Source organism: Burkholderia sp. AU28863 (assembly GCF_002223195.1).
Classification (GTDB): Bacteria; Pseudomonadota; Gammaproteobacteria; order Burkholderiales; family Burkholderiaceae; genus Burkholderia; species Burkholderia sola.
Genome location: NZ_NKFE01000005.1, coordinates 439,998 through 459,575 on the forward strand (window position 1 = coordinate 439,998; position 19,578 = coordinate 459,575).

The following is a 19,578-nucleotide window of genomic DNA, read 5'->3' on the forward strand; positions in this document are numbered from 1 at the left end:
GGACCCCGATGCGCTCGTGGCGCGCCAGCCGGCGCGCCAGGCGGGCGCGGATTTTTCAACGCTGAATTTAGAAAGCCCATAACGAACATGGCCACCTTGACGCCCCGCGCGACCAATGAAAGCCTGCATCCGACGATCGGCGCTGCCCGGCTGACGCTCGGCAATCGCATCCTGCTCAGCTTCGGCCTGCTGTTCGTGCTGATGCTGGTGACCGCCGGCGTGTCGTACGAGCGACTGCGCGCGATCAACGCCGAAGCCGTCAGCATCGAGCGCGACTCGGTGCCCGGCGTCTACCTTGCGTCGTCGCTGCGCGGCGCGGTCAACGAGTCGTTCACGCTGCTGCAGCGCGGGATCTTCGTCGACACCGAGCCCGACGCCGCGCAGCGCGATCTCGCGAAGATCGCCGACGCGCTGAAGGAGATCGAGTCGCTGTCGGTGGACTACCAGAACACGACGTTTCGCGACGACGACCGGCAGCGCTTCATGGCGTTCCGCGGCGCGTACGATCACTACGTGCCGTTGCTGAACGAAGCAGTGCAGAACAGCCGCGCATCGCACGGCGAGGCGGTCGCCGCGTACGCGAAAGCGCTGCCCGCATGGACCGAGGTCGTGCGCAACGCGAACGTGCTGGTGCAGGAGAACCGCAAGTTCGCGGAGCAGTCCGCGAAGCTGATCCGCGAATCCGTGCAGGACACCGAGATCGTGCTCGCGACCGCGCTGGCGTTCATGCTGCTGTCCGCGCTCGGGCTCGGCTACATGCTGTACCGCTCGGTGACCGTGCCGATGGCGCGGCTCGTCGAGGTGCACGACGTGATGCGCACCGGCAACCTGACACATCGCCTCGATCTGCGCCGCCGCGACGAATTCGGCACGCTCGAGACCGGCTTCAACCGGATGGCCGACGAGCTGACCGAGCTGGTTTCGCGCGCGCAGCAGTCGTCGCTGCAGGTGACGACGTCGGTGGCCGAAATCGCGGCGACGTCGCGCGAGCAGCAGGCGACCGCGAACGAGACCGCGGCGACGACGACCGAGATCGGCGCGACGTCGCGCGAGATCTTCGCGACGTCGCGCGACCTGCTGCGTACGATGAACGAGGTGGCCGGCGTGGCCGAGCAGTCGGCGACGCTCGCGGGCGTGAGCCAGAGCGGGCTCACGCGGATGGGCGAGACGATGCGCAGCGTGATGGACGCGGCCGGCTCGGTGAACGCGAAGCTCGCGATCCTCAACGAGAAGGCGCTGAACATCAACCAGGTGGTCGCGACGATCACCAAGGTGGCCGACCAGACCAACCTGCTGTCGCTGAACGCGGCGATCGAGGCCGAGAAGGCCGGCGAGTACGGCCGCGGTTTCGCGGTCGTCGCGACCGAGATCCGCCGCCTGGCCGACCAGACGGCCGTCGCGACCTACGACATCGAGCAGACGGTGAAGGAAATCCAGTCGGCCGTGTCGGCGGGCGTGATGGGGATGGACAAGTTCTCCGAGGAAGTGCGCCGCGGGATGCTCGACGTGCAGCAGGTGGGCGGCCAGCTGTCGCAGATCATCGCCGAGGTGCAGACGCTCGCGCCGCGCTTCCAGATGGTCAACGAAGGGATGCAGACGCAGGCGAACGGCGCCGAGCAGATCACGCAGGCGCTGTCGCAACTGTCGGAAGCCGCGCAGCAGACGGCCGAGTCGCTGCGCCAGTCGTCGCAGGCGATCGACGACCTGACGCTCGTCGCGAACCAGTTGCGCACCAGCGTGTCGCGCTTCAAGGTCGACGCGTGACGCGCGCCGATCCGCAGAACGGCGCGCACGCGCTGTTCCTGATGTTCGAGCTCGACGGCGAGCGCTATGCGCTCGACGCGGCCGGCATCGACGAGGTGCTGCCGCTCGCCGTCATGAAGGCGGTTCCCGGCGCGCCCGACTGGATCGCCGGGCTGCTGATGCGCGGCGGCCAGCCGGTGCCGGTGATCGACGTGCCGATGCTGGCGCTCGGGCGGCGCGCGCAGGCGCTGCGCTCGACGCGGCTCGTGATGGTCCGCCATCGCTCCGGTCACGCCGATGGCGAGCGCACGATCGGCCTGATCGTCGAGCGCGCGACGCAGACGATGCGGATCGACCGCGCGGCATTCCGCGCCAGCGGCGTCTCGACCGCACGCACGCGCTGGCTCGGGCGGGTCGCGAACACGCCCGATGGCGTCGTGCAGCAACTGTCGGTGTCCGACCTGATCGACGACGTGGCACGCCTGTATCTGTTCGACGGCCTGTCGGGCCACGGGGAGGAGTTCGCATGAACGCGTCCGAATCGCGCTTTCGCGACTGGTTGCTGCGCGAGACCGGCATCGACGCCGATTCGCTCGGCAACGATTTCCTGATGCGGGCGCTGACGGATCGCGTGCATGCGTTGCGGGCGGACGGCGAGCGCGTGCCGTCGGCCGCGCGGCCGCCCGTCACGCCGGAAGCGCTTGACGCGTACTGGCAGCAACTCAACGCGTCGGCCGACGAACGGCGCGCGCTGATCGAGCTGTTCGTCGTCCCGGAAACGTGGTTCTTCCGCGACCGCGAGGCCTTCGCGACGCTCGCGCGGCAGGCCGCCGAACGGCTCGCCGCGATGCCCGGTCGCGTGATTCGCGTGCTGAGCGCGCCGTGCTCGACGGGCGAGGAGCCGTATTCGGCGGCGATGGCGTTGCTGGATGCGGGGCTCGAGCCGGCGAGCTTCGCGATCGACGCGATCGACCTCAGCGCGCGCGCGATCGAACAGGCGCGGCTCGGCTGTTACGGGCGCAATGCGTTCCGCGGGACCGCGATGGAGTTCCGTACGCGGTATTTCACGCCGACCCGCGACGGCTGGCTGCTCGACGAGCGCGTGCGCGCGCGCGTGCAGTTCAGTCACGCGAACCTCGTCGAACCGGTTGCCGATAACGGCATTCGCTACGATTTCGTGTTCTGCCGCAACGTGCTGATCTATTTCGACCGCGATGCGCAGGATCGCGTGATCCGCTCGCTCGACGCGCGTCTTGCCGACGACGGCATGCTGTTCGTCGGGCCGGCGGAGACGGGCGTCGCGATGCGGCACGGGATGCGCTCGGCGCGCGTGCCGCTGGCGTTCGCGTTTCATCGCGAGCCGGCGGGCGCGGCGGCCGATGCATGCGCGGCCCGGCCGGTTGTGCCGCTGTCCGCGGCGCCGGACCGGCGCGCGGAGCGCTTCACGGTCGCGCCGCTCGCCGCGCCGCGCCCGGTGGTGGCCGTCGCGCCGCCGGGCTGGCTCGGCGACGGGCGCCAGCCGTTCGCGGCGGCGCCGGCCGTGCAGGCTGCCGCAGTCGACGCGCGGGCCTCTCTGGCGGCGGCGACCGCCGTGGCGGCCGCCCCGGCCTACGACGGGATCGCGCCGACGATCGACGATGCGCCGACGCTGGAGGATGCGCAGGCCCTGGCGAACGCGGGCGCGTTCGACGAGGCCGAGCGCGTGCTCGCGCAGTTCTCGGCGCGCGTCGGCCCGCATGCCGACGCGTTCTACCTGAACGGACTGATCGCGGATGCGCGCGGCCGCGCCGCGGAAGCGAGCGACTTCTACCGGAAGGCGCTGTACCTGCGCCCTACGCATCACGAGGCGCTGACGCATCTCGCGACGCTGCTCGACGTCGGCGGCGATCGCGCGGGCGCGCAATGGCTGCTCGAACGCGCCCGGCGTTCGGCCGGCTGACACGACGACGGGAAATGGGACCGACACCGCGATGACCAGAGGAACCCTTGACGTCCTCCTCCGCCTAAAGGCGGAAGATTCCCACACCTGGCGATGCACGTCCGCATCGGAGAATGTTCAGCGCAGCGTTGGTATCTCGATCATGCTCGACACCACAGTCACTGCAGGTCCATTCTCTTATTCTCAGTCCCGCGATACCTTTCGGCCGCGTTGTGCTGTCTTTCGACCCGCACGACGAACAGGACTGGGTAGAACCGCTTTCATCGACTTCATCGAACGTGACTCCGTGCGCCATCGCTTTGTAACGGAGCTTGTTTCGGAAGGACGACCAGGACGCGTCGTAGACGCTCTTCGCCATCCTGGTTCTGGCAAGTTTGACGGCAGATACGTTGCCGACCGCGATGTAATCGAAGCGCCGCACCAGATCGAGCGGGAGCTTGTGTTGGAAATCGGCGCGGGCGTTCGTCACTTTGGCGTGCAACTTCGCGATATGCCGCCTGTGTTTTCGCGCCCGTTGCGCTTTCGCGAGTTTCTCGGCCGCGCATCGACCGAACCGATCGTTAGGCAGCTTCTCGCCGGTCGAAAGTGTGGCGAAGTCTTTCAGGCCGAGATCGATGCCGACGCCGGAACGGATCTGGCGGGCCTGAACATCGGGTATCTCGATCACGATGTTGAGAAACCAGTTGCCACGCGCATCCTGCGCAAAGTTGGTTCCATCCCTGATCTTGCCTTCGGGAAGCGGTCGGCTGTTGAACACGCGAAACGTGTTGCCGGCAAAGCGGAACGCGTCACCCTCGCGCTTCAGGTCACGCCCCTTCAGCGGCACCCAGCCCAGCGATTTCCTGCCGCGATAGCGCAGGTAGGGCCGACGGTGCTGACTGCGCGACTTCGCGTACTGCTCGCATGTTGCATTGACCGTGCCGGAATGGATGCCGAGTTCCTTGCTGCTGCCGGTCGTCAGCACGTTCAGGTCGAAACCGGTCGGCCACTTGTTGTTCCACTTGAGCGCGTGCTTCTGCGTGTCGTTGCAGAAGTTCCAGACGTAGTTCACCGCACGGCTCTGCTTGTTGAGCAGTCCGTTGAGCGACTTCACCCGGTAGCGGTAGACAAGGATCATGCCGGTGATCCTAACTCGTGGAAGAAGCTGCCTGTCAACAGCACGCCTTTCCTTCCCGCCATCAATGGCGGGGTCTCTCGGAGAAAATTCTGATGAACCGCGCCGCTGCCACTGACGACGCGACGCTCGACGTCGACGATTGCTGGAACCGGATCGGCACGCGCGGCGACCGCTCGTGCGAGCGGTTGAACGACTGCCTGCGCTGCCTGAACTGCCCGGTCTACGCGTCGCACGCGGCGAAGCTGCTCGAGCGTCCGCTCGACGTGGCCGAGATGGCGGACGTCACGCGCCGGATGAGCGCGTTCGGCACGGCGCGCGCGGGCGACGACGACGGCGATACGCGCCATGCGGCGCTCGCGTTCCGGGTGGCCGACGAATGGCTCGCGCTGCCGATCGGCGTGCTGCGCGAGATCGCCGGCACGCGCCCGATCCATTCGCTGCCGCATCGCCGCCATTCTGCCGTGCGCGGCGTGGTCAACATCCGCGGCACGCTGCGCATCGCGATCTCGATCGGCGCGCTGCTCGGCCTCGATGCCGGCAAGGCCGGCCGCGGCGGTGGCGACGGCCGGTTCACGCGGCTGCTGGTGGCCGCGCACCAGGGCGAACCGGTCGTGTTTCCGGTCGACGAGGTCGAGGGCGTGCTGCGCTTCGGCGCGTCCGACTGGGTACCGGTGCCGGCGACGGTCGGGCGCGCGAGCGCCGGCCTGTCGCGCGGCGTGCTGTCGTGGCGCGGCAAGTCGGTGGGCCTGCTCGACGACGATCGTCTGTTCGACGCCGTGACACGGAGCATGCGATGAGCGGCGATGACGACCTGAGCCACCTGTCGCTGCTCGAGCTGTATCGCGAGGAGACGCGCACGCAGACGCAGGCGCTGTCGGAGCGGCTGCTCGCGCTCGAATCGGGCGAGCCCGATTCCGTCGCGCTCGAAGCGTGCATGCGCGCCGCGCACTCGCTGAAGGGCGCCGCGCGGATCGTCGGCGTGCCGCTCGGCGTCGAGATCGCCGGGCGGATGGAGGAATGCTTCGTCGCCGCGCAGGCCGGCACGATCGCGCTGACGGCCACGCACGTCGACGTGCTGCTGGCCGGCGTCGACTTGCTGGTGCGCGTCGGCGATCCGCAGGGGCAGCCCGTGTCGCAGGCCGAGATCGACGTGTTCGCGGCGGCGCTGACGGGCGCCGACGGCGCGCAGACGATGCAGGCGCCGGCCGCCGTGCCGCCGCCGGTGCCGATGCCGCCGTCGTTCGTGCCGTATCGCGATCACGACGGCGCCGCGAACGAGCCGGTCGGTGCGGGTGCCGCGGTGCCGCCGCTCGCCGTGTCGAGCCCGGTGCCCGATCCGGTCCAGGCCGGCCGCGTGGCGGGCGCCGGCGCGATGCGCCGCGTGCGCGCCGATACGCTGAACCGGCTGCTGAGCCTGTCCGGCGAATCGCTGGTCGAATCGCGCTGGCTCAAGCCGTTCGCCGAATCGATGCTGCGCGTGAAGCGCGCGCAGCGCGACGCGGCCCGTTCGCTCGACCTGATGGTCGAGCAGTTCGCCGACGAGCTCGACGCCGGCATGCTGGCGTCGATGAACGAAGTGCGGCACATGCTCAACGACCTGCAGCGCTCGCTCGCCGAGCGGATGGACGAATTCGACCGCTTCGAGCGGCGCAGCACGCATATCGCCGAGCAGCTGTACGACGAGGCGCTGCAATGCCGGATGCGGCCGTTCGGCGACGCGACGCGCGCGTATCCGCGCATCGTCCGCGATCTCGCGCGCTCGCTCGGCAAGCAGGTGCGTTTCTCGATCGTCGGCGAAGGCACGCAGGTCGATCGCGACATCCTCGACCTGCTCGACGCGCCGCTCGGCCACCTGCTGCGCAACGCGATCGACCATGGCGTCGATTCGCCCGACGCGCGGCAGGCGCGCGGCAAGCCGGCCGAGGCGAGCGTCACGCTCGAGGCGCGCCACAGCGCCGGCTCGCTGCTCGTCAGCGTGATCGACGACGGGCCGGGCGTCGACATGGACGCACTGCGCGCGGCCGTCGTACGCCAGCGCCTGACCGACGACGAGACGGCCGCGCGGCTGTCCGACCCCGAACTGCTCGAGTTCCTGCTGCTGCCGGGCTTCTCGATGCGCGATGCGGTGACCGACGTATCGGGGCGCGGCGTCGGCCTCGACGCGGTGCAGGAGATGGTGCGCGGCGTGCGCGGCGCGGTGCGGATCTTCAACGAGCCGGGCGCCGGCATGCGCTTCGTGCTGCAGTTGCCGCTCACGCTGTCGGTGATCCGCAGCCTGCTCGTCGAGGTCGGCGGCGAGCCGTACGCGTTCCCGCTCGCGCATGTGCGCCGCACGCTCGAACTCGCGCACGACGACATCGACGTGCTCGAAGGGCAGCCGCATTTTCCGTTCGACGGCCGGCGTGCGGGCCTCGTCGCCGCGCACCAGTTGCTCGACGCGGGCGAACCCGACGTGGCCCGCGCCAGCACGGCGGTCGTGGTCGTCGGCGCCGAACCCGAGCTGTACGGCGTCGCGGTCGATCGCTTTCTCGGCGAACGGATGCTCGTCGTGCAGCCGCTCGACAGCCGCCTGCACAAGATCCAGAACATCGCGGCCGGCGCGTTGCTCGAGAACGGCGACCCGGTGCTGATCGTCGACGTCGAGGACCTGATCCGCTCGGTCGACAAGCTCGTGCGCGGCGGTCAGCTCGCGCGGCTCACGCGCGATCCGCAGCTCGCGCTGGCCGACCGGCGCCGCCGCGTGCTCGTCGTCGACGATTCGCTGACGGTGCGCGAGCTCGAACGCAAGCTGCTGGAAAAGCGCGGCTACGACGTGACGGTCGCGGTCGACGGGATGGAAGGATGGAACGCGGTGCGCAGCGATGCGTTCGATCTCGTCGTGACCGACGTCGACATGCCGCGCATGGACGGGATCGAACTCGTCACGCTGATCAAGGGTGACCCGATGCTCAAGCGCGTGCCGGTGATGATCGTGTCGTACAAGGATCGCGACGAGGATCGCCGCCGCGGGCTCGACGCCGGCGCCGACTACTACCTCGCGAAGAGCAGCTTCCACGATGAAGCGCTGCTCGACGCCGTGCACGACCTGATTGGGGACGCACGAGGATGAACATCGGCATCGTCAACGACCTGCCGCTGGCCGTGGAGGCGCTGCGCCGCGTGATCGCGCTGCGCGCGGACCATCGCGTGCTGTGGGTGGCGACCGACGGTGACGAGGCGGTGGATTTCTGCGTCGCGCAGCCGCCCGACGTCGTGCTGATGGATCTCGTGATGCCGAAGGTCGACGGCGTCGCCGCGACGCGCCGGATCATGGCGCGCGCGCCGTGCGCGATCCTGATCGTGACGGCGAGCGTCAGCGCGAACACGTCGTCGGTGTACGAGGCGATGGGCGCCGGCGCGCTCGACGCGGTCGACACGCCGACGCTCGCGCTCGGGCTGTCGACCGACGCATCGCCTCAGGCGCTGCTCGCGAAGATCGACCAGATCGGCCGGCTGCTCGAAAGCCGCAGCGCGGCGCTCGTGCCGCCGGGGCCGACGCCCGCGCGCGGACAACCGACGCTCGTCGCGATCGGTGCGTCGGCGGGCGGGCCGACCGCGCTCACCGCGCTGCTGCGCGCGCTGCCAGCGGATTTCCCGGCCGCGATCGTGATCGTCCAGCACGTCGACCAGGCCTTCGCGCATGGCATGGCCGAATGGCTCGACGGCTATACGCGGCTGCCGGTGCGCGTCGCGCGGCAGGGCAGCATGCCGGAAGCCGGCACGGTGCTGCTCGCGGCGACCAACGACCATCTGATGCTGTCGCCGCGCGGCGTGCTCGGCTATACGCGGCATCCGGTCGAAACGCCGTACCGGCCGTCGATCGACGTGTTCTTCAACAGCGTCGCGGACGGCTGGCAGGGCGAGGCGCTCGGCGTGCTGCTGACGGGCATGGGGCGCGATGGCGCGCTCGGCCTGAAGGCGATGCGGGCGAAGGGCTGCTACACGATCGCGCAGGATGAAGCGACCAGCGCCGTGTACGGGATGCCGAAGGCGGCCGCGGCGGTTGGCGCGGCGTCGGCGATCCTGCCGCTCGAGCAGATCGCGCCGCAGTTGACCGCGCGGATCGCGCTCGCGCCGCGCGACTGACCGCGCGTCGGGCAGGGGCGATCGCTGCGTGGCGCGCCGGCGCTGCATTGCCTGCGTGGCGCGGCGTCGCGTACAATTGCGGCCTGCGGAGATGGCATGCCTCCCTGCGGTCGTTCCCGGCGCGTGGCGCGCGGTGCGACCCTCAACCGCCGGTTTGCCCGGCTGATGATGCCTGCGTGTTCCTGGGTCGTCAGGAGGTCGCAGGCCGTCCATCCGGTATTCTGCCGCCCAGGTTTTGATGTTCCGTCGAATCTGGAAATCATGTTCTTCACCACTTCTGCCGATCTTTTCGCCACCGTGCGCTACGTGTGCCGCTGGCTCGCGCTTTCCGCGCTGCTCGGCGCGCTCGCCGGCACGGCCTCCGCACTGTTCCTGATCGCGCTCGACTGGGCGACCGGTACGCGCGTCGCGCATCCGTGGCTGCTGTGGGGGCTGCCGGCCGCCGGTTTCGCCACCGGCTGGATCTACCATCGCTTCGGCCAGTCGGTCGCGCGCGGCAACAACCTGCTGATCGACGAGATCCACGACCCGAAGGCGCTCGTGCCGAAGCGGATGGCGCCGCTCGTGCTCGTCGCGACCGTCGTCACGCACCTGTTCGGCGGCTCGGCCGGCCGCGAGGGCACGGCCGTGCAGATGGGCGGCGCGCTCGCCGATCGCGTCACGCACCTGTTCCGTCTCGATCGCGAGCATCGCCGCGTGCTGCTGATGGGTGGCATCGCGGCCGGCTTCGCGTCGGTGTTCGGCACGCCGCTCGCGGGCGCTGTGTTCGGGCTCGAGGTGCTCGCGATCGGGCGCCTGCGCTACGACGCGCTGCTGACCTGCGTCGCGTCGGCGATCGTCGCGGACGTCGTGTGCCGCGCGTGGGGCGTCCATCACACGGCCTATGCGATTCCGTTCGTGCCGGCCGTCTCGGCGACCGGGCTGGCCGTGACGGTCGTCGCGGGCGTCGCGTTCGGCGTGGTCGGGCGGCTGTTCGCGTTCGCGACGCATGCGCTGACCGCGTGGTTTCGCCGCGTGATCCGCTATGCGCCGCTGCAGCCGGTGCTCGGCGGCCTGCTGGTCGCGGTGGCCGCGACCGTGCTGAACGCGCCGCAGTATCTCGGCCTCGGCATCCCGACGATCGAGGCCGCGTTTCGCGGCCCGCTGCCGCCTTACGATTTCGCGGGCAAGTTCGCGTTCACCGTCGTCACGCTCGCGTCGGGGTTCAAGGGCGGCGAGGTGACGCCGCTGTTCTACATCGGCGCGACGCTCGGCAACGCGCTCGGCCAGGTGCTGGCGCTGCCGGTGCCCGTGCTCGCGGGGCTCGGCTTCGTCGCGGTGTTCGCGGGCGCGGCGAACACGCCGATCGCGTCGACGATCATGGCGATCGAATTGTTCGGCGCGGATATCGGCGTGTACGCGATCGTCGCCTGTGTCGTCGCGTATCTGTTCTCGGGGCACGCGGGGATTTATCGCGCGCAGCGCGTGGCGGTGGGGAAGGGAGCGCGGGTTGAGGCGGAGTGAGGCGGGAGCGCGGTCGATGTCGGTCGATCGCGGCGGCGCGATGCGATACCCGGGACGCTAAAAAGAGAGGCATCCAATGACGTCGGACGATTTTCTGAACGAAGCCGGGCGGCTCGCGAGGCCGTGCCGTCAGTACCGTTTCGCGGACGGCGGCGAACCCGTCGCCGGCTACTGGCATGGGGTCGACGCCGGCGAGTTGTGCATTTCCGTCGAACGCGACGGCGTCTGGCTGAACGTCTATCTCGACGATAGCGGCACGTCAGGCCGTGTGGAGACTTCCATGCAACCCGTCCGTTCCGCCCGCCCGCTGTGCCGATCCGACGCGATGTCGCTTCCGCCGGTCGACGCGGTGTTTCGCTTCGGTTCCGCCGCGATCGGCGCATACCTCGACGCACACGGCTGGCAGCGCGACTGGGGATTCAACGGCAACTTCAAGGGCGCGGCCGCGCACGACTACGAGCGTGCATGGATGGCGCAATGCCCGCTCTACACGGGCGGCATGGTGGCCGTCGCGGGCGGATGGAACATGCCATGGCCCGACGACGACTGGAATGAACTGATCGACCTCGAACTCGTCCTCTGGACGTTCGAGGAATCGGAGCCGTGGGTCGAGGTGTTCTTCGACAGCAGCCGGTACTCGGTGATCCAGCGGATCACCTAGCACGCGGGCATCGCGCTTACTGCTTCGGCAGCCGCGCGACATGACGCGCGAGCAGTTCCTCGATATCGATGCCTTTTTCCGCGAGCAGTGCGGTGACGACGCCGTTCAATTCGCCGAGCGTTTCCTTGACCGATTCCCGGATCGTATCCACGACGACCTGCGTGCTGCGCTCGATCTCGATGTTGACCTTGTCGTTGACACCCTTCGCATCGAACGTGGTCGCGCGGCGCGTTTCGGGAATCAGCCAGACGTCGAACCAGCCTTCGTCGCGATTGACGTCCGACACGGTGAGGCTGCAGCCGTTGATCGCGATGTAGCCCTTCGCGAACACATAGCGCTTGAATTCGGCCGGCACGCCGATACGGATCATCCGGTTGTGCTCGGACGACGCGATGTGCGCGATGGTCCCCGTGAAATCGACATGACCGGACAGCGGATGGCCGCCGATTTCCGCGCCGTCCTTCGCGGCCCGCTCGACGTTGACGCGCGCGCCGGTCGTGAGGTCGGCGAGCGTCGTGATCCGCAGGCTCGGCAGCATCACGTCGAAGTCGATCAGCACCGGCGAGTGGATGGTCGTCACGGTCAGGCACACGCCGTCGACCGACACGCTCGCGCCGATCTCGATATCGTCGGTGAACCGTTCGGGGAATTCGATGCTGAACGTTCTCAGCTCGCCGTGATCCTTGATGGCGTTGATGACGGCAACACCTTGAACAATGCCTGTAAACATGATCGATCCCTCGTCGCAAATTTCCTGGCCGACATGATAAGTGATCCCGCTGCCGGACATGCCGCGGCGCGCGGGCCGGCGCCGGCGAGCACGTGCCGCAGATACAAAAAAGGCCGTGCGCGTGGCACGGCCTCGATCCGGATCCGCTGGCTGGCCGATACGGCCCGGCGGCGATGACCGCGCCGCCGGGCCGTGTCGTGATGCGCCTGCATCAAACCTTCGCCGGCTCTCCCAGCGGCCCGGCATCGCGATCCGCCATACGCCGCGGCGAATCGGCGAGCCCCTTCGCGAGCTCCAGCGCCTGCCGCTCGAACAGCCGGCGATAGATGCCGCCGTCGATGCGGATCAGCGCATCGTGGTTGCCTTCCTCGATCACCTTGCCGCGATCGAGCACCAGCAGCCGGTCGAGCGCGCGCACGGTCGACAGCCGGTGCGCGACGACGAGCGTCGTGCGGCCGACCATCAGCCGCTCCATCGCCTGCTGGATCAGCAGCTCGCTTTCGCTGTCGAGGCTCGACGTCGCTTCGTCGAGGATCAGGATCGGCGCATCGGCGAGGAACGCGCGCGCGATCGCGACGCGCTGGCGCTCGCCGCCCGACAGCTTGATCCCGCGTTCGCCGACGAGCGTGTCATAGCCGTCCGGCAGCGCGGCGATGAAGTCGTGCGCGCTCGCCAGACGCGCGGCGCGCTCGATGTCGGCGCGGCTCGCGTCGGGGCGCGCATACGCGATGTTCTCCGCGAGCGTGCGGTGGAACAGCACGGGCTCCTGCTGGACGATCGCGATCTGGCTGCGCAGCGAATCCTGCCGCACCTGCGCGATGTCCTGCCCGTCGATCGTGATGCGGCCGCCCGACACGTCGTACAGGCGCTGGATCAGCTTGATGAACGTCGTCTTGCCCGACCCCGAATGGCCGACGAGGCCCACGCGTTCGCCGGGCGCGATCCGCATCGAGAAATCGTCGTACAGCGGCACCGGATGGTTGCCGTAGCGGAACGTCACGTGCTCGAAGCGGATCTCGCCTTGCCCGACCCGGATGGCCGGCGCGCCGGGGCGATCGTCGATGCCGAGCGGCTGGCGTTCGAGCGCGACGAGTTCTTCCATGTCGTTCACCGAGCGCTGCAGGTTGCGGATGTGCATGCCGACGTCGCGCAGGTAACCCTGCAGCATGAAGAACATCGTCAGCGCGAACGCGATGTCGCCGACGCTCGCCTCGTCGTTCATCCACAGCCGCAGTGCGACGCCGATCATCGCGGCCTGCATCGCGACGAGCATCGCGCCCTGCAGCCCGCCGTTGAACGTGCCGCGCACCCACGTGCGGCGCGTGCGCTGCCGCCACTTGCCGATCACCCGCGCGAGCCGCGCTTCCTCGCGCGTTTCCGCGCCGAACGCCTTGACGACCGCGTTGCAGCTGACGGCGTCGGCGAGCGCGCCGCCCATGCGCGTATCCCACAGGTTGCCGAGCCGGGCGGCCGGCGCGACGATGCCGAGCGACACCGCGACCGTCACCGCGATGTACAGCAGCGAACCCGCGCCGACGACGAGCCCCATCACCGGCCAGTGCGTGCCGAGCAGCACGGTCGCGCCGACCAGCATCGTGACCGACGGCAGCAGCGCGATCAGCACGGTGTCGTTGAGCAGGTCGAGCGCCCAGATCCCGCGCGTGATCTTGCGCACGGTCGAGCCCGCGAAGCTGTTCGCGTGCCAGTCGGTCGAGAAGCGCTGCACGCGGTGGAACGACGCGGCGGCGATCTCGCTCATCATCTTCAGCGTGAGCGTGATGATGTTCAGGTAGACGCCCTGGCGCAGCACCGTCGCGCCGATGCCGAGCGCGGCGAGCGTGCCGAACGCGACGAGGGCCGAATGCCACGCGGCGGCGCGGTCGGTCAGGCCGGTCGACAGCGCGTCGACGAGGCGGCCGGCGAACAGCGGCGTGAGGACGTCGGCGAGCGCGGCGAGCAGCGCGAGGCTCGCGACCGCGGCGATGCGCGCCGGCTGCTTGCGCCAGTAACGGATGGTGAAGCCGAAGACGGCCTGGAATGCGTGGCCGCCCAGATGGGAGGTTTTTCTGGTCATGTATCGTTGCCCGGCGCATCGCGCGACGGGACTTTCCGGTTCGGAGAACGTCGAAAACGCAACAGCCGGGCCGCGCAACACGCGCGGGCGGAACGAAAACGGGCTGTCGGGAAAAGCGCGGCTGACGGGTTAGCGGAAAACTCGGGAGCCGGCGCGGACGGCGGGCTGGATCAGCTGCGCCGCGAGACCACGTTCGGGAAGGTTGCTGGCATTCGGAACATCTGCACCTCCCTGAAGTGAACGGTTGAATGAAAGGACGCCGAAAAGACGTGCAGCGATTTTATCAGGACAGTCGCGCGCGCCGCAACGTCTGACGAATGCGGCGTTGCTGCGTCGATACGGTTAGTATTCAGGGTTTTGGCCCCTTTTCGCGTACGTTGCGCGATGGCGGGTGCGGAGCCGGCGCGCGCATCGATTACACTTCCGCGTCCGCGGCGCGCGACGGCGTGGCCCGCACAGATTCATTCCGAACCATTCCCGAGGAAACGATGAGCGACGTTCAGCAAGGCATCCTGGCTCCGATCGATACGGCAGCCCGATACCTCACTTTCACGATGTCGAACGACGGCAATGTCGCCGCGGCGCTGGCCGCGCTGCGCGAGATCGCCGACGGACGCGACACGGTGGTCGGTTTCGGACACGCGCTGGCCGCCTATCTCGGTCACCCGGTGCCGGGCCTGACCGACTATCCGGCGTTCTCGGTGAACGACCGCACGCTGCCCGCGACGCCGGCCGACGTGTGGGTCTGGCTGCGCTCGGACGACCGCGGCGAGATCGTGCTGCGCGCGCGGGCGATCGAACGCGCGCTCGCGCCGGCGTTCGTGCTGCAGGAGGCCGTCGACGGCTTCCGCTATTCGAACGATCGCGACCTGTCCGGCTACGAGGACGGCACCGAGAACCCGGAAGGCGACGATGCGGTAGCCGCGGCGATCGTCACGGGGCAGGGCGCGGGGCTCGACGGCTCGAGCTTCGTCGCGGTGCAGCAGTGGGTGCACGACTTCGACCAGATGGAGCGCATTCCGTCGGGCGAGATGGACCACATCATCGGGCGTCGCCGTTCGGACAACGAGGAACTCGACGACGCGCCCGAATTCGCGCACGTGAAGCGCACCGCACAGGAAAGCTTCGAACCCGAGGCATTCATGCTGCGCCGTTCGTCGCCGTGGTCGGACACGCGCCGTGCGGGCCTGTACTTCGTCGCGTTCGGCTGCTCGTTCCGCGCGTTCGACGTGCAGATGCGCCGGATGAGCGGCGCGGAAGACGGGATCGTCGACGGCCTGTTCCGCTTCACGCGGCCGCTGACGGGCGCGTACTTCTGGTGCCCGCCGATGAAGGACGGCAAGCTGGACCTTGCCGCGCTCGGACTGTAAGCGCCGGGGAGGATCGACGAACGGGCGGGGCGCGCCGGATGCGCGGCCCGCCCGTTTCGTTTTTCGAGCGGCAAACCGTACGGCGTACCGCGTGCGTCAGTTCAACGTCGTGTCGATCCGCGTGCCGCGCTTGATGAACTGCGTCACCGGGGTTTTCTCGCAGATTTCCGCGAGACGCTGGCGTTGCGCGTCGTCGAGCGGGCCGTCGAGCGTCACGACGCGGCGCACGTACTGCACGCCTTCGCGATCGGCGTGCAACTCGGTGCGCACGGCGATGCGTGCGGCCGGCCACGTCTTGCGCTGCATGTACATGCGCAGCGTCGCGGCCGTGCATTGCGCGAGCCCGGCCAGTACGAATTCGTACGGCGCCGGCCCGCGATCCTGGCCGCCTTCGCGCGGCGCTTCGTCGCCGGTCAGCGCGTGCGTGCCGGCCTGCAGCTGGACGACGTAGTCGGGCGCGTCGGCATCGAGGACGGCGGCGGCGTGGATGAGCGACATGGCAGGTCTCCGGGAAGCAAATAAAGGAAAGCGGGCGCCGCGTGGCGGCGTGCAGCCGTCAGCATACCGTCCCGGCCGCGCGGGCGTGCGCAGCGCGCTACGCATCGGCGATGCCGGCGCTGCTGCGCACGAGCGCGGCGATGCGTTCGCCCGCGTTCGATGCACGTCGCTGCCGTTCGCGCCGATACGCGAGCGTTCGCGTTGCCGATGTAACGCAATCGAACACGCACGCCATTACGCATGACGGCTGCAATAATCGGCTGCATCGCATACGCGATTCTGTATCGGCATACCAGCGGCGCGCGGCAGCCTGTAGTAATCCGCCATCATGCTGTCCCCGTCGGCCATTTCGCGCCAAAGGCGCTACCCGTTCGGCTAAGATGCCGTCGCTTCATATTTCGGGATAGCCGTCCTGTCGCACGCATTCAAACCAAATATAAGCCTGACAGTTCGACGGTATTAGAAGAAGTCGAACAAGTCGGGGGCTTGGCCAGTGAATGCAGCAGATCAGCGGTGGGTCATTATCTATTTGAGTACGGGGTTTTCGTTGGCCCAGGCCGCGCGTCTCGGCGAGGCCTTCAACCTGGCGAATCGCCTGCATGGGTACGGTGTGGATTACCAGCTCAAGTACGTATCCGAAAGCGGGGGACTGTTGCAGTCGTCGTCCGGCGTGAGAATCGCGGCCGATCCGCTCGGCGACGAACACAGCCGCCGCGCGCGCGCGTTCTTTCATCTTCATGGCGACCGCGCGGCCGTCAACTGGGACGACGCATTGCAGCGGCGCCTGGCCGACATTCGCCAGCATGCGCGCTGGATCGTCGACGCGATGGACCTGCCCGCGCTCGCCGCCACGCAGCGGCCGTCGTCGTCGATCGACGTGCGGCCGGGCAGGGCGCGACGCCGCGCCGCCACGACGATCGAATCGCGGGCCGGCGAGACCGACGTGTTCGCCGCCGCGCTCGACATGTTCCGCGCCGACCTCGGCGACGGCGCCGCGCGGGAGATCGCCAGCAACATGATGCGGCCGGTCGAGCAGCGCTATGTTCAGTCGATGTGGGCGTTCCGCGAACTGAGCGCGAGCCCGTCGATCCGGATGTCCGCACAGCGGCTGCGCGCGCAGAGCGTGAACCGCATCTCGATCGCCAACGCCGCGCAGGCGGCCGCGATGAGCGAGCGCAATTTCCTGCGACGCTTCAAGAAGGAAATCGGCGTGACGCCGACCGAGTTCGTCCAGCACGTGCGACTCGAACGGGCGTGCCACATGCTGATCCATACGACGCTGCCGGCCGACAAGGTCGCGCGGCGCACCGGGTTCGGCAGCGGCGAGCGGCTCGCGAAGCTGTTTCGCCAGCGCCTGTTGATATCGCCGACCGAATTTCGCGTCGCCGAGCGGGAAAAAATCCTCGCGCACGGCGCGGCGTCGCCCGATCCGGATGACGGGGTCGCCGCCGCGTGCCGCGACGGCGACGGGGCGGAATGCGACGCGTGCGTGGCCGCGCGCGGGAAAACGGGACGGATACCCGTAGAATCGTCGTGTCGCGACCTCGATTCCCGGTTTCCATGCCCTTCCTCCCCTCTACCGCCACCGCCCCTTTCTGCCCGTCGGAAGTAAAGGGCAGCATCACGATCGACGCCGCCGCGCCGCGCTGGCAGAAGCTCAAGCGTTTCTTCGGCCCCGGCCTGCTGGTCGCGATCGGCTACATGGATCCCGGCAACTGGGCGACCGATATCCAGGCGGGCTCGCAGTTCGGCTATTCGCTGCTGTGGGTCGTCGCGTTCTCGAGCGTCGCGGCGATCTTCCTGCAGATGCTCGCGGCGCGGCTCGGCCTCGTCGCGGGCAAGGATCTCGCGCAGGCCAGCTACGACCGCTACGGCCGGTTCGGCCGCGTCGTGCAGTGGATCACCGCCGAAGTGTCGATCATCGCGTGCGACATCGCGGAAGTGCTCGGCTGCGCGCTCGCGTTCAAGCTGCTGCTCGGCGTGCCGCTCGCGTGGGGCGTCGTGCTCACCGCGCTCGATACGGTGATCGTGCTCGGCCTGCAGGGCAAGGGATTCCGGCAGATCGAGGCGATCGTGCTCGGGCTGATCGCGACGATGGCGTTCTGCTTCGTCGCGCAGGTGGCGATCACGCCACCCGACTGGCACGCGGTGGTCGGCGGGCTCGTGCCGGGCGACCCGGGCCACGACCGCAAGGACGCGATCGTGCTCGCGCTCGGCATCGTCGGCGCGACGATCATGCCGCACAACCTGTACCTGCATTCGTCGGTCGTGCAGACGCGGCATGTGGTCGGCGGCGCGCGCGGCGTGATCCGCGACACGCTGGGGCTCGTACGCATCGATACCTGCGTGTCGCTGTTCGTCGCAATGCTCGTCAACGCGGCGATCCTCGTCGTCGCGGGCGCCGCATTTCATGCGACGGGCCAGCACAACGTGACCGACATCGAACAGGCGTACCGGCTGATCACGCCGATCGCCGGCGGCGCGGCCGCGCTGTTGTTCGGCATCGCGTTGCTCGCATCGGGGCAGAGCTCGACGCTGACCGGCACGATCGCCGGCCAGGTCATCATGGACGGTTTCCTGCATACGAAGATCCCGTGCTATCAGCGTCGGCTGATCACGCGCGGGCTCGCGCTCGTGCCGGCGCTGATCGGCGTGCTGTGGCTCGGCGACGGCTCGGTCGGGCAACTGCTCGTCTGGAGCCAGGTGCTGCTGAGCCTGCAGTTGCCGTTCGCGATGTGGCCGCTGATCCGCTCGGTCAGCGACCGCCACACGATGGGCGAACACGCGATCGGCCGCGGGATGCAGGTGGTCGCCTGGGCGCTGTTCGCCGTGATCACCGGCACGAACCTGCTGTTGATTACCGGTGTCGCGGGCTGATACAGCCTGTCACAGGCTGACACAGGCGTGCGGCGCGCATGCGGTAAACTGCCGCCTTTGGATCGACCCCGAAGTCCATTATGTGGAGTGAAATCAGCAATATCGGCGATGCCGCGCTGACCTTGCCGATCGCGCTGACCTGCGCGGCATGGCTCGTGCTGATCGACTGGCGCCTCGCCGCCCGCTGGGGCGTGCTGCTGGCCGCCGGCATGGGCGTCGTCGGCGCGACGAAGATCCTGTATGCCGGATGCGGGATCGAGCTTCCGCAATTCGATTTCCGCGTGATCAGCGGCCATACGATGCTGTCGACGTCGGTGTGGACGGTCGCGCTGTCGATGCTGTGGCAGGCGTTCCGGCCGGGCAGGGCGCCGGGCATCGCGGCCGGGCTGGCCGTCGGCGCGATCACGGCCGTCGCGCGCGTGTTCGATCATTCGCATACCGTGCCGGAAGTCGTCGCCGGCTGGATGCTCGGCGCGCTGGTTGCGCTGGTGTTCCTGCGCGGCTACGACGGCGCGCGGCAGCGCGCGTTCTCGCCGCGCGTCGCGGCGGCCTGCCTGCTGCTGGTGTCGGGCATCGCGTACGGGCACCGCGCGCCGTTCCAGCAGATGATCGACACGCATTCGCCGCAGTTTTGCGCGTTCATGCGTGCGCCGTCGGGCGACCGGGTCTGACCGGTGCAGATGGCGGGCGCTGTGGCGCCGCCTTCCTGTTGCCGGCGTTCGTCCGGCGTTTTCCCGGGTTTTCCGGCGGGTCGCACGATGCCACGCCGGTTCATCTCCCCGATTGCTTTCCCCGGTTGTGCGGAACGCAACACCCGGCATCCCGAAAATCGACTTGCTCGCCAGCCCGTTCGATGTCTATGACCGGGCATAACGAACATTCACTTCAACGATCGGCTGCATTCGCGTACGCTGGCTGTCGTTCAACCGCGGACAGTCTGC

Annotated in this window: 16 protein-coding genes and 1 riboswitch; of the genes, 12 read left to right on the top strand and 4 right to left on the bottom strand. The window is 68.7% G+C overall.

From position 1 onward, the window contains the following. Window positions 1-87: 87 nt before the first annotated feature. From CFB81_RS18480 to CFB81_RS18490, 3 genes are read left to right on the top strand one after another with little or no spacing between them, the layout of a single operon-like run. The gene (locus CFB81_RS18480) at window positions 88-1,764 is read left to right on the top strand and encodes a methyl-accepting chemotaxis protein (protein WP_069618582.1); all 1,677 of its coding nucleotides are present in this window, start codon (window positions 88-90) and stop codon (window positions 1,762-1,764) included. After that, window positions 1,761-2,273, top strand: coding sequence for a chemotaxis protein CheW (locus tag CFB81_RS18485; RefSeq protein ID WP_089436124.1), 513 nt, complete (start codon window positions 1,761-1,763; stop codon window positions 2,271-2,273). Before CFB81_RS18480 ends, CFB81_RS18485 begins: the two co-directional genes overlap by 4 nt. Next, window positions 2,270-3,682, top strand: coding sequence for a protein-glutamate O-methyltransferase CheR (locus tag CFB81_RS18490; RefSeq protein ID WP_069618580.1), 1,413 nt, complete (start codon window positions 2,270-2,272; stop codon window positions 3,680-3,682). Before CFB81_RS18485 ends, CFB81_RS18490 begins: the two co-directional genes overlap by 4 nt. A gap of 64 nt (window positions 3,683-3,746) precedes the next feature. Here the strand turns inward: CFB81_RS18490 and CFB81_RS18495 are convergent, their stop codons facing one another. Continuing rightward, window positions 3,747-4,799 (bottom strand): RNA-guided endonuclease TnpB family protein, encoded by a 1,053-nt coding sequence (locus tag CFB81_RS18495; RefSeq protein ID WP_089436125.1) that lies wholly within the window; start codon window positions 4,797-4,799, stop codon window positions 3,747-3,749. A gap of 92 nt (window positions 4,800-4,891) precedes the next feature. Here CFB81_RS18495 and CFB81_RS18500 point away from each other — a divergent pair, with 92 nt between their 5' ends. From CFB81_RS18500 to CFB81_RS18520, 5 genes are all read left to right on the top strand, one after another. Continuing rightward, a complete protein-coding gene (locus CFB81_RS18500; RefSeq protein WP_069618578.1) occupies window positions 4,892-5,596 on the top strand; it encodes a chemotaxis protein CheW in 705 nt (234 codons plus the stop codon). Further along, window positions 5,593-7,908, top strand: a complete 2,316-nt coding sequence (locus tag CFB81_RS18505) for a hybrid sensor histidine kinase/response regulator (protein ID WP_069618577.1) — start codon at window positions 5,593-5,595, stop codon at window positions 7,906-7,908. Before CFB81_RS18500 ends, CFB81_RS18505 begins: the two co-directional genes overlap by 4 nt. After that, window positions 7,905-8,924, top strand: a complete 1,020-nt coding sequence (locus tag CFB81_RS18510) for a chemotaxis response regulator protein-glutamate methylesterase (protein WP_069618576.1) — start codon at window positions 7,905-7,907, stop codon at window positions 8,922-8,924. Before CFB81_RS18505 ends, CFB81_RS18510 begins: the two co-directional genes overlap by 4 nt. Window positions 8,925-9,002: 78 nt before the next feature. Next, a riboswitch (Fluoride riboswitch) is annotated at window positions 9,003-9,106 on the top strand. A gap of 79 nt (window positions 9,107-9,185) precedes the next feature. After that, a complete protein-coding gene (locus CFB81_RS18515; RefSeq protein WP_089436126.1) occupies window positions 9,186-10,427 on the top strand; it encodes a voltage-gated chloride channel family protein in 1,242 nt (413 codons plus the stop codon). A 76-nt stretch (window positions 10,428-10,503) separates the two neighbouring features. Further along, window positions 10,504-11,088 (top strand): hypothetical protein, encoded by a 585-nt coding sequence (locus CFB81_RS18520; RefSeq protein ID WP_089436127.1) that lies wholly within the window; start codon window positions 10,504-10,506, stop codon window positions 11,086-11,088. A 16-nt stretch (window positions 11,089-11,104) separates the two neighbouring features. Here CFB81_RS18520 and CFB81_RS18525 read toward each other — a convergent pair whose 3' ends face one another. After that, entirely contained in the window at window positions 11,105-11,818 is a 714-nt protein-coding gene (locus tag CFB81_RS18525; protein ID WP_089436128.1) for a riboflavin synthase subunit alpha, read from the bottom strand. Window positions 11,819-12,029: 211 nt separating this feature from the next. Beyond that, complete coding sequence (locus CFB81_RS18530) at window positions 12,030-13,892, bottom strand: ABC transporter ATP-binding protein (RefSeq protein ID WP_089436129.1); 1,863 nt, start codon at window positions 13,890-13,892, stop codon at window positions 12,030-12,032. Window positions 13,893-14,380: 488 nt separating this feature from the next. On the opposite strand from CFB81_RS18530, the gene CFB81_RS18540 reads away from it, so the two are divergent. Continuing rightward, window positions 14,381-15,262 carry a Dyp-type peroxidase gene (locus tag CFB81_RS18540; protein ID WP_069618572.1) on the top strand — a complete coding sequence of 294 codons (882 nt, stop codon included), beginning with the start codon at window positions 14,381-14,383 and terminating at the stop codon, window positions 15,260-15,262. 96 nt (window positions 15,263-15,358) lie between these two features. On the opposite strand, the gene CFB81_RS18545 is transcribed toward CFB81_RS18540, so the two are convergent. Continuing rightward, a complete protein-coding gene (locus CFB81_RS18545; protein ID WP_069618571.1) occupies window positions 15,359-15,760 on the bottom strand; it encodes an OsmC family protein in 402 nt (133 codons plus the stop codon). A 547-nt stretch (window positions 15,761-16,307) separates the two neighbouring features. Between CFB81_RS18545 and CFB81_RS18550 the strand changes: the two genes are divergently transcribed. The 3 genes from CFB81_RS18550 to CFB81_RS18560 all read left to right on the top strand — a co-directional run bounded on the left by CFB81_RS18550 (window position 16,308) and on the right by CFB81_RS18560 (window position 19,308). Then, window positions 16,308-17,372 (top strand): helix-turn-helix domain-containing protein, encoded by a 1,065-nt coding sequence (locus CFB81_RS18550; RefSeq protein ID WP_089436130.1) that lies wholly within the window; start codon window positions 16,308-16,310, stop codon window positions 17,370-17,372. Continuing rightward, complete coding sequence (locus CFB81_RS18555; protein WP_089436131.1) at window positions 17,321-18,637, top strand: Nramp family divalent metal transporter; 1,317 nt, start codon at window positions 17,321-17,323, stop codon at window positions 18,635-18,637. Before CFB81_RS18550 ends, CFB81_RS18555 begins: the two co-directional genes overlap by 52 nt. 80 nt (window positions 18,638-18,717) lie before the next feature. Beyond that, window positions 18,718-19,308: a phosphatase PAP2 family protein gene (locus CFB81_RS18560; protein WP_089436132.1), complete on the top strand. Its 591-nt coding sequence runs from the start codon at window positions 18,718-18,720 to the stop codon at window positions 19,306-19,308. Window positions 19,309-19,578: the final 270 nt, after the last annotated feature.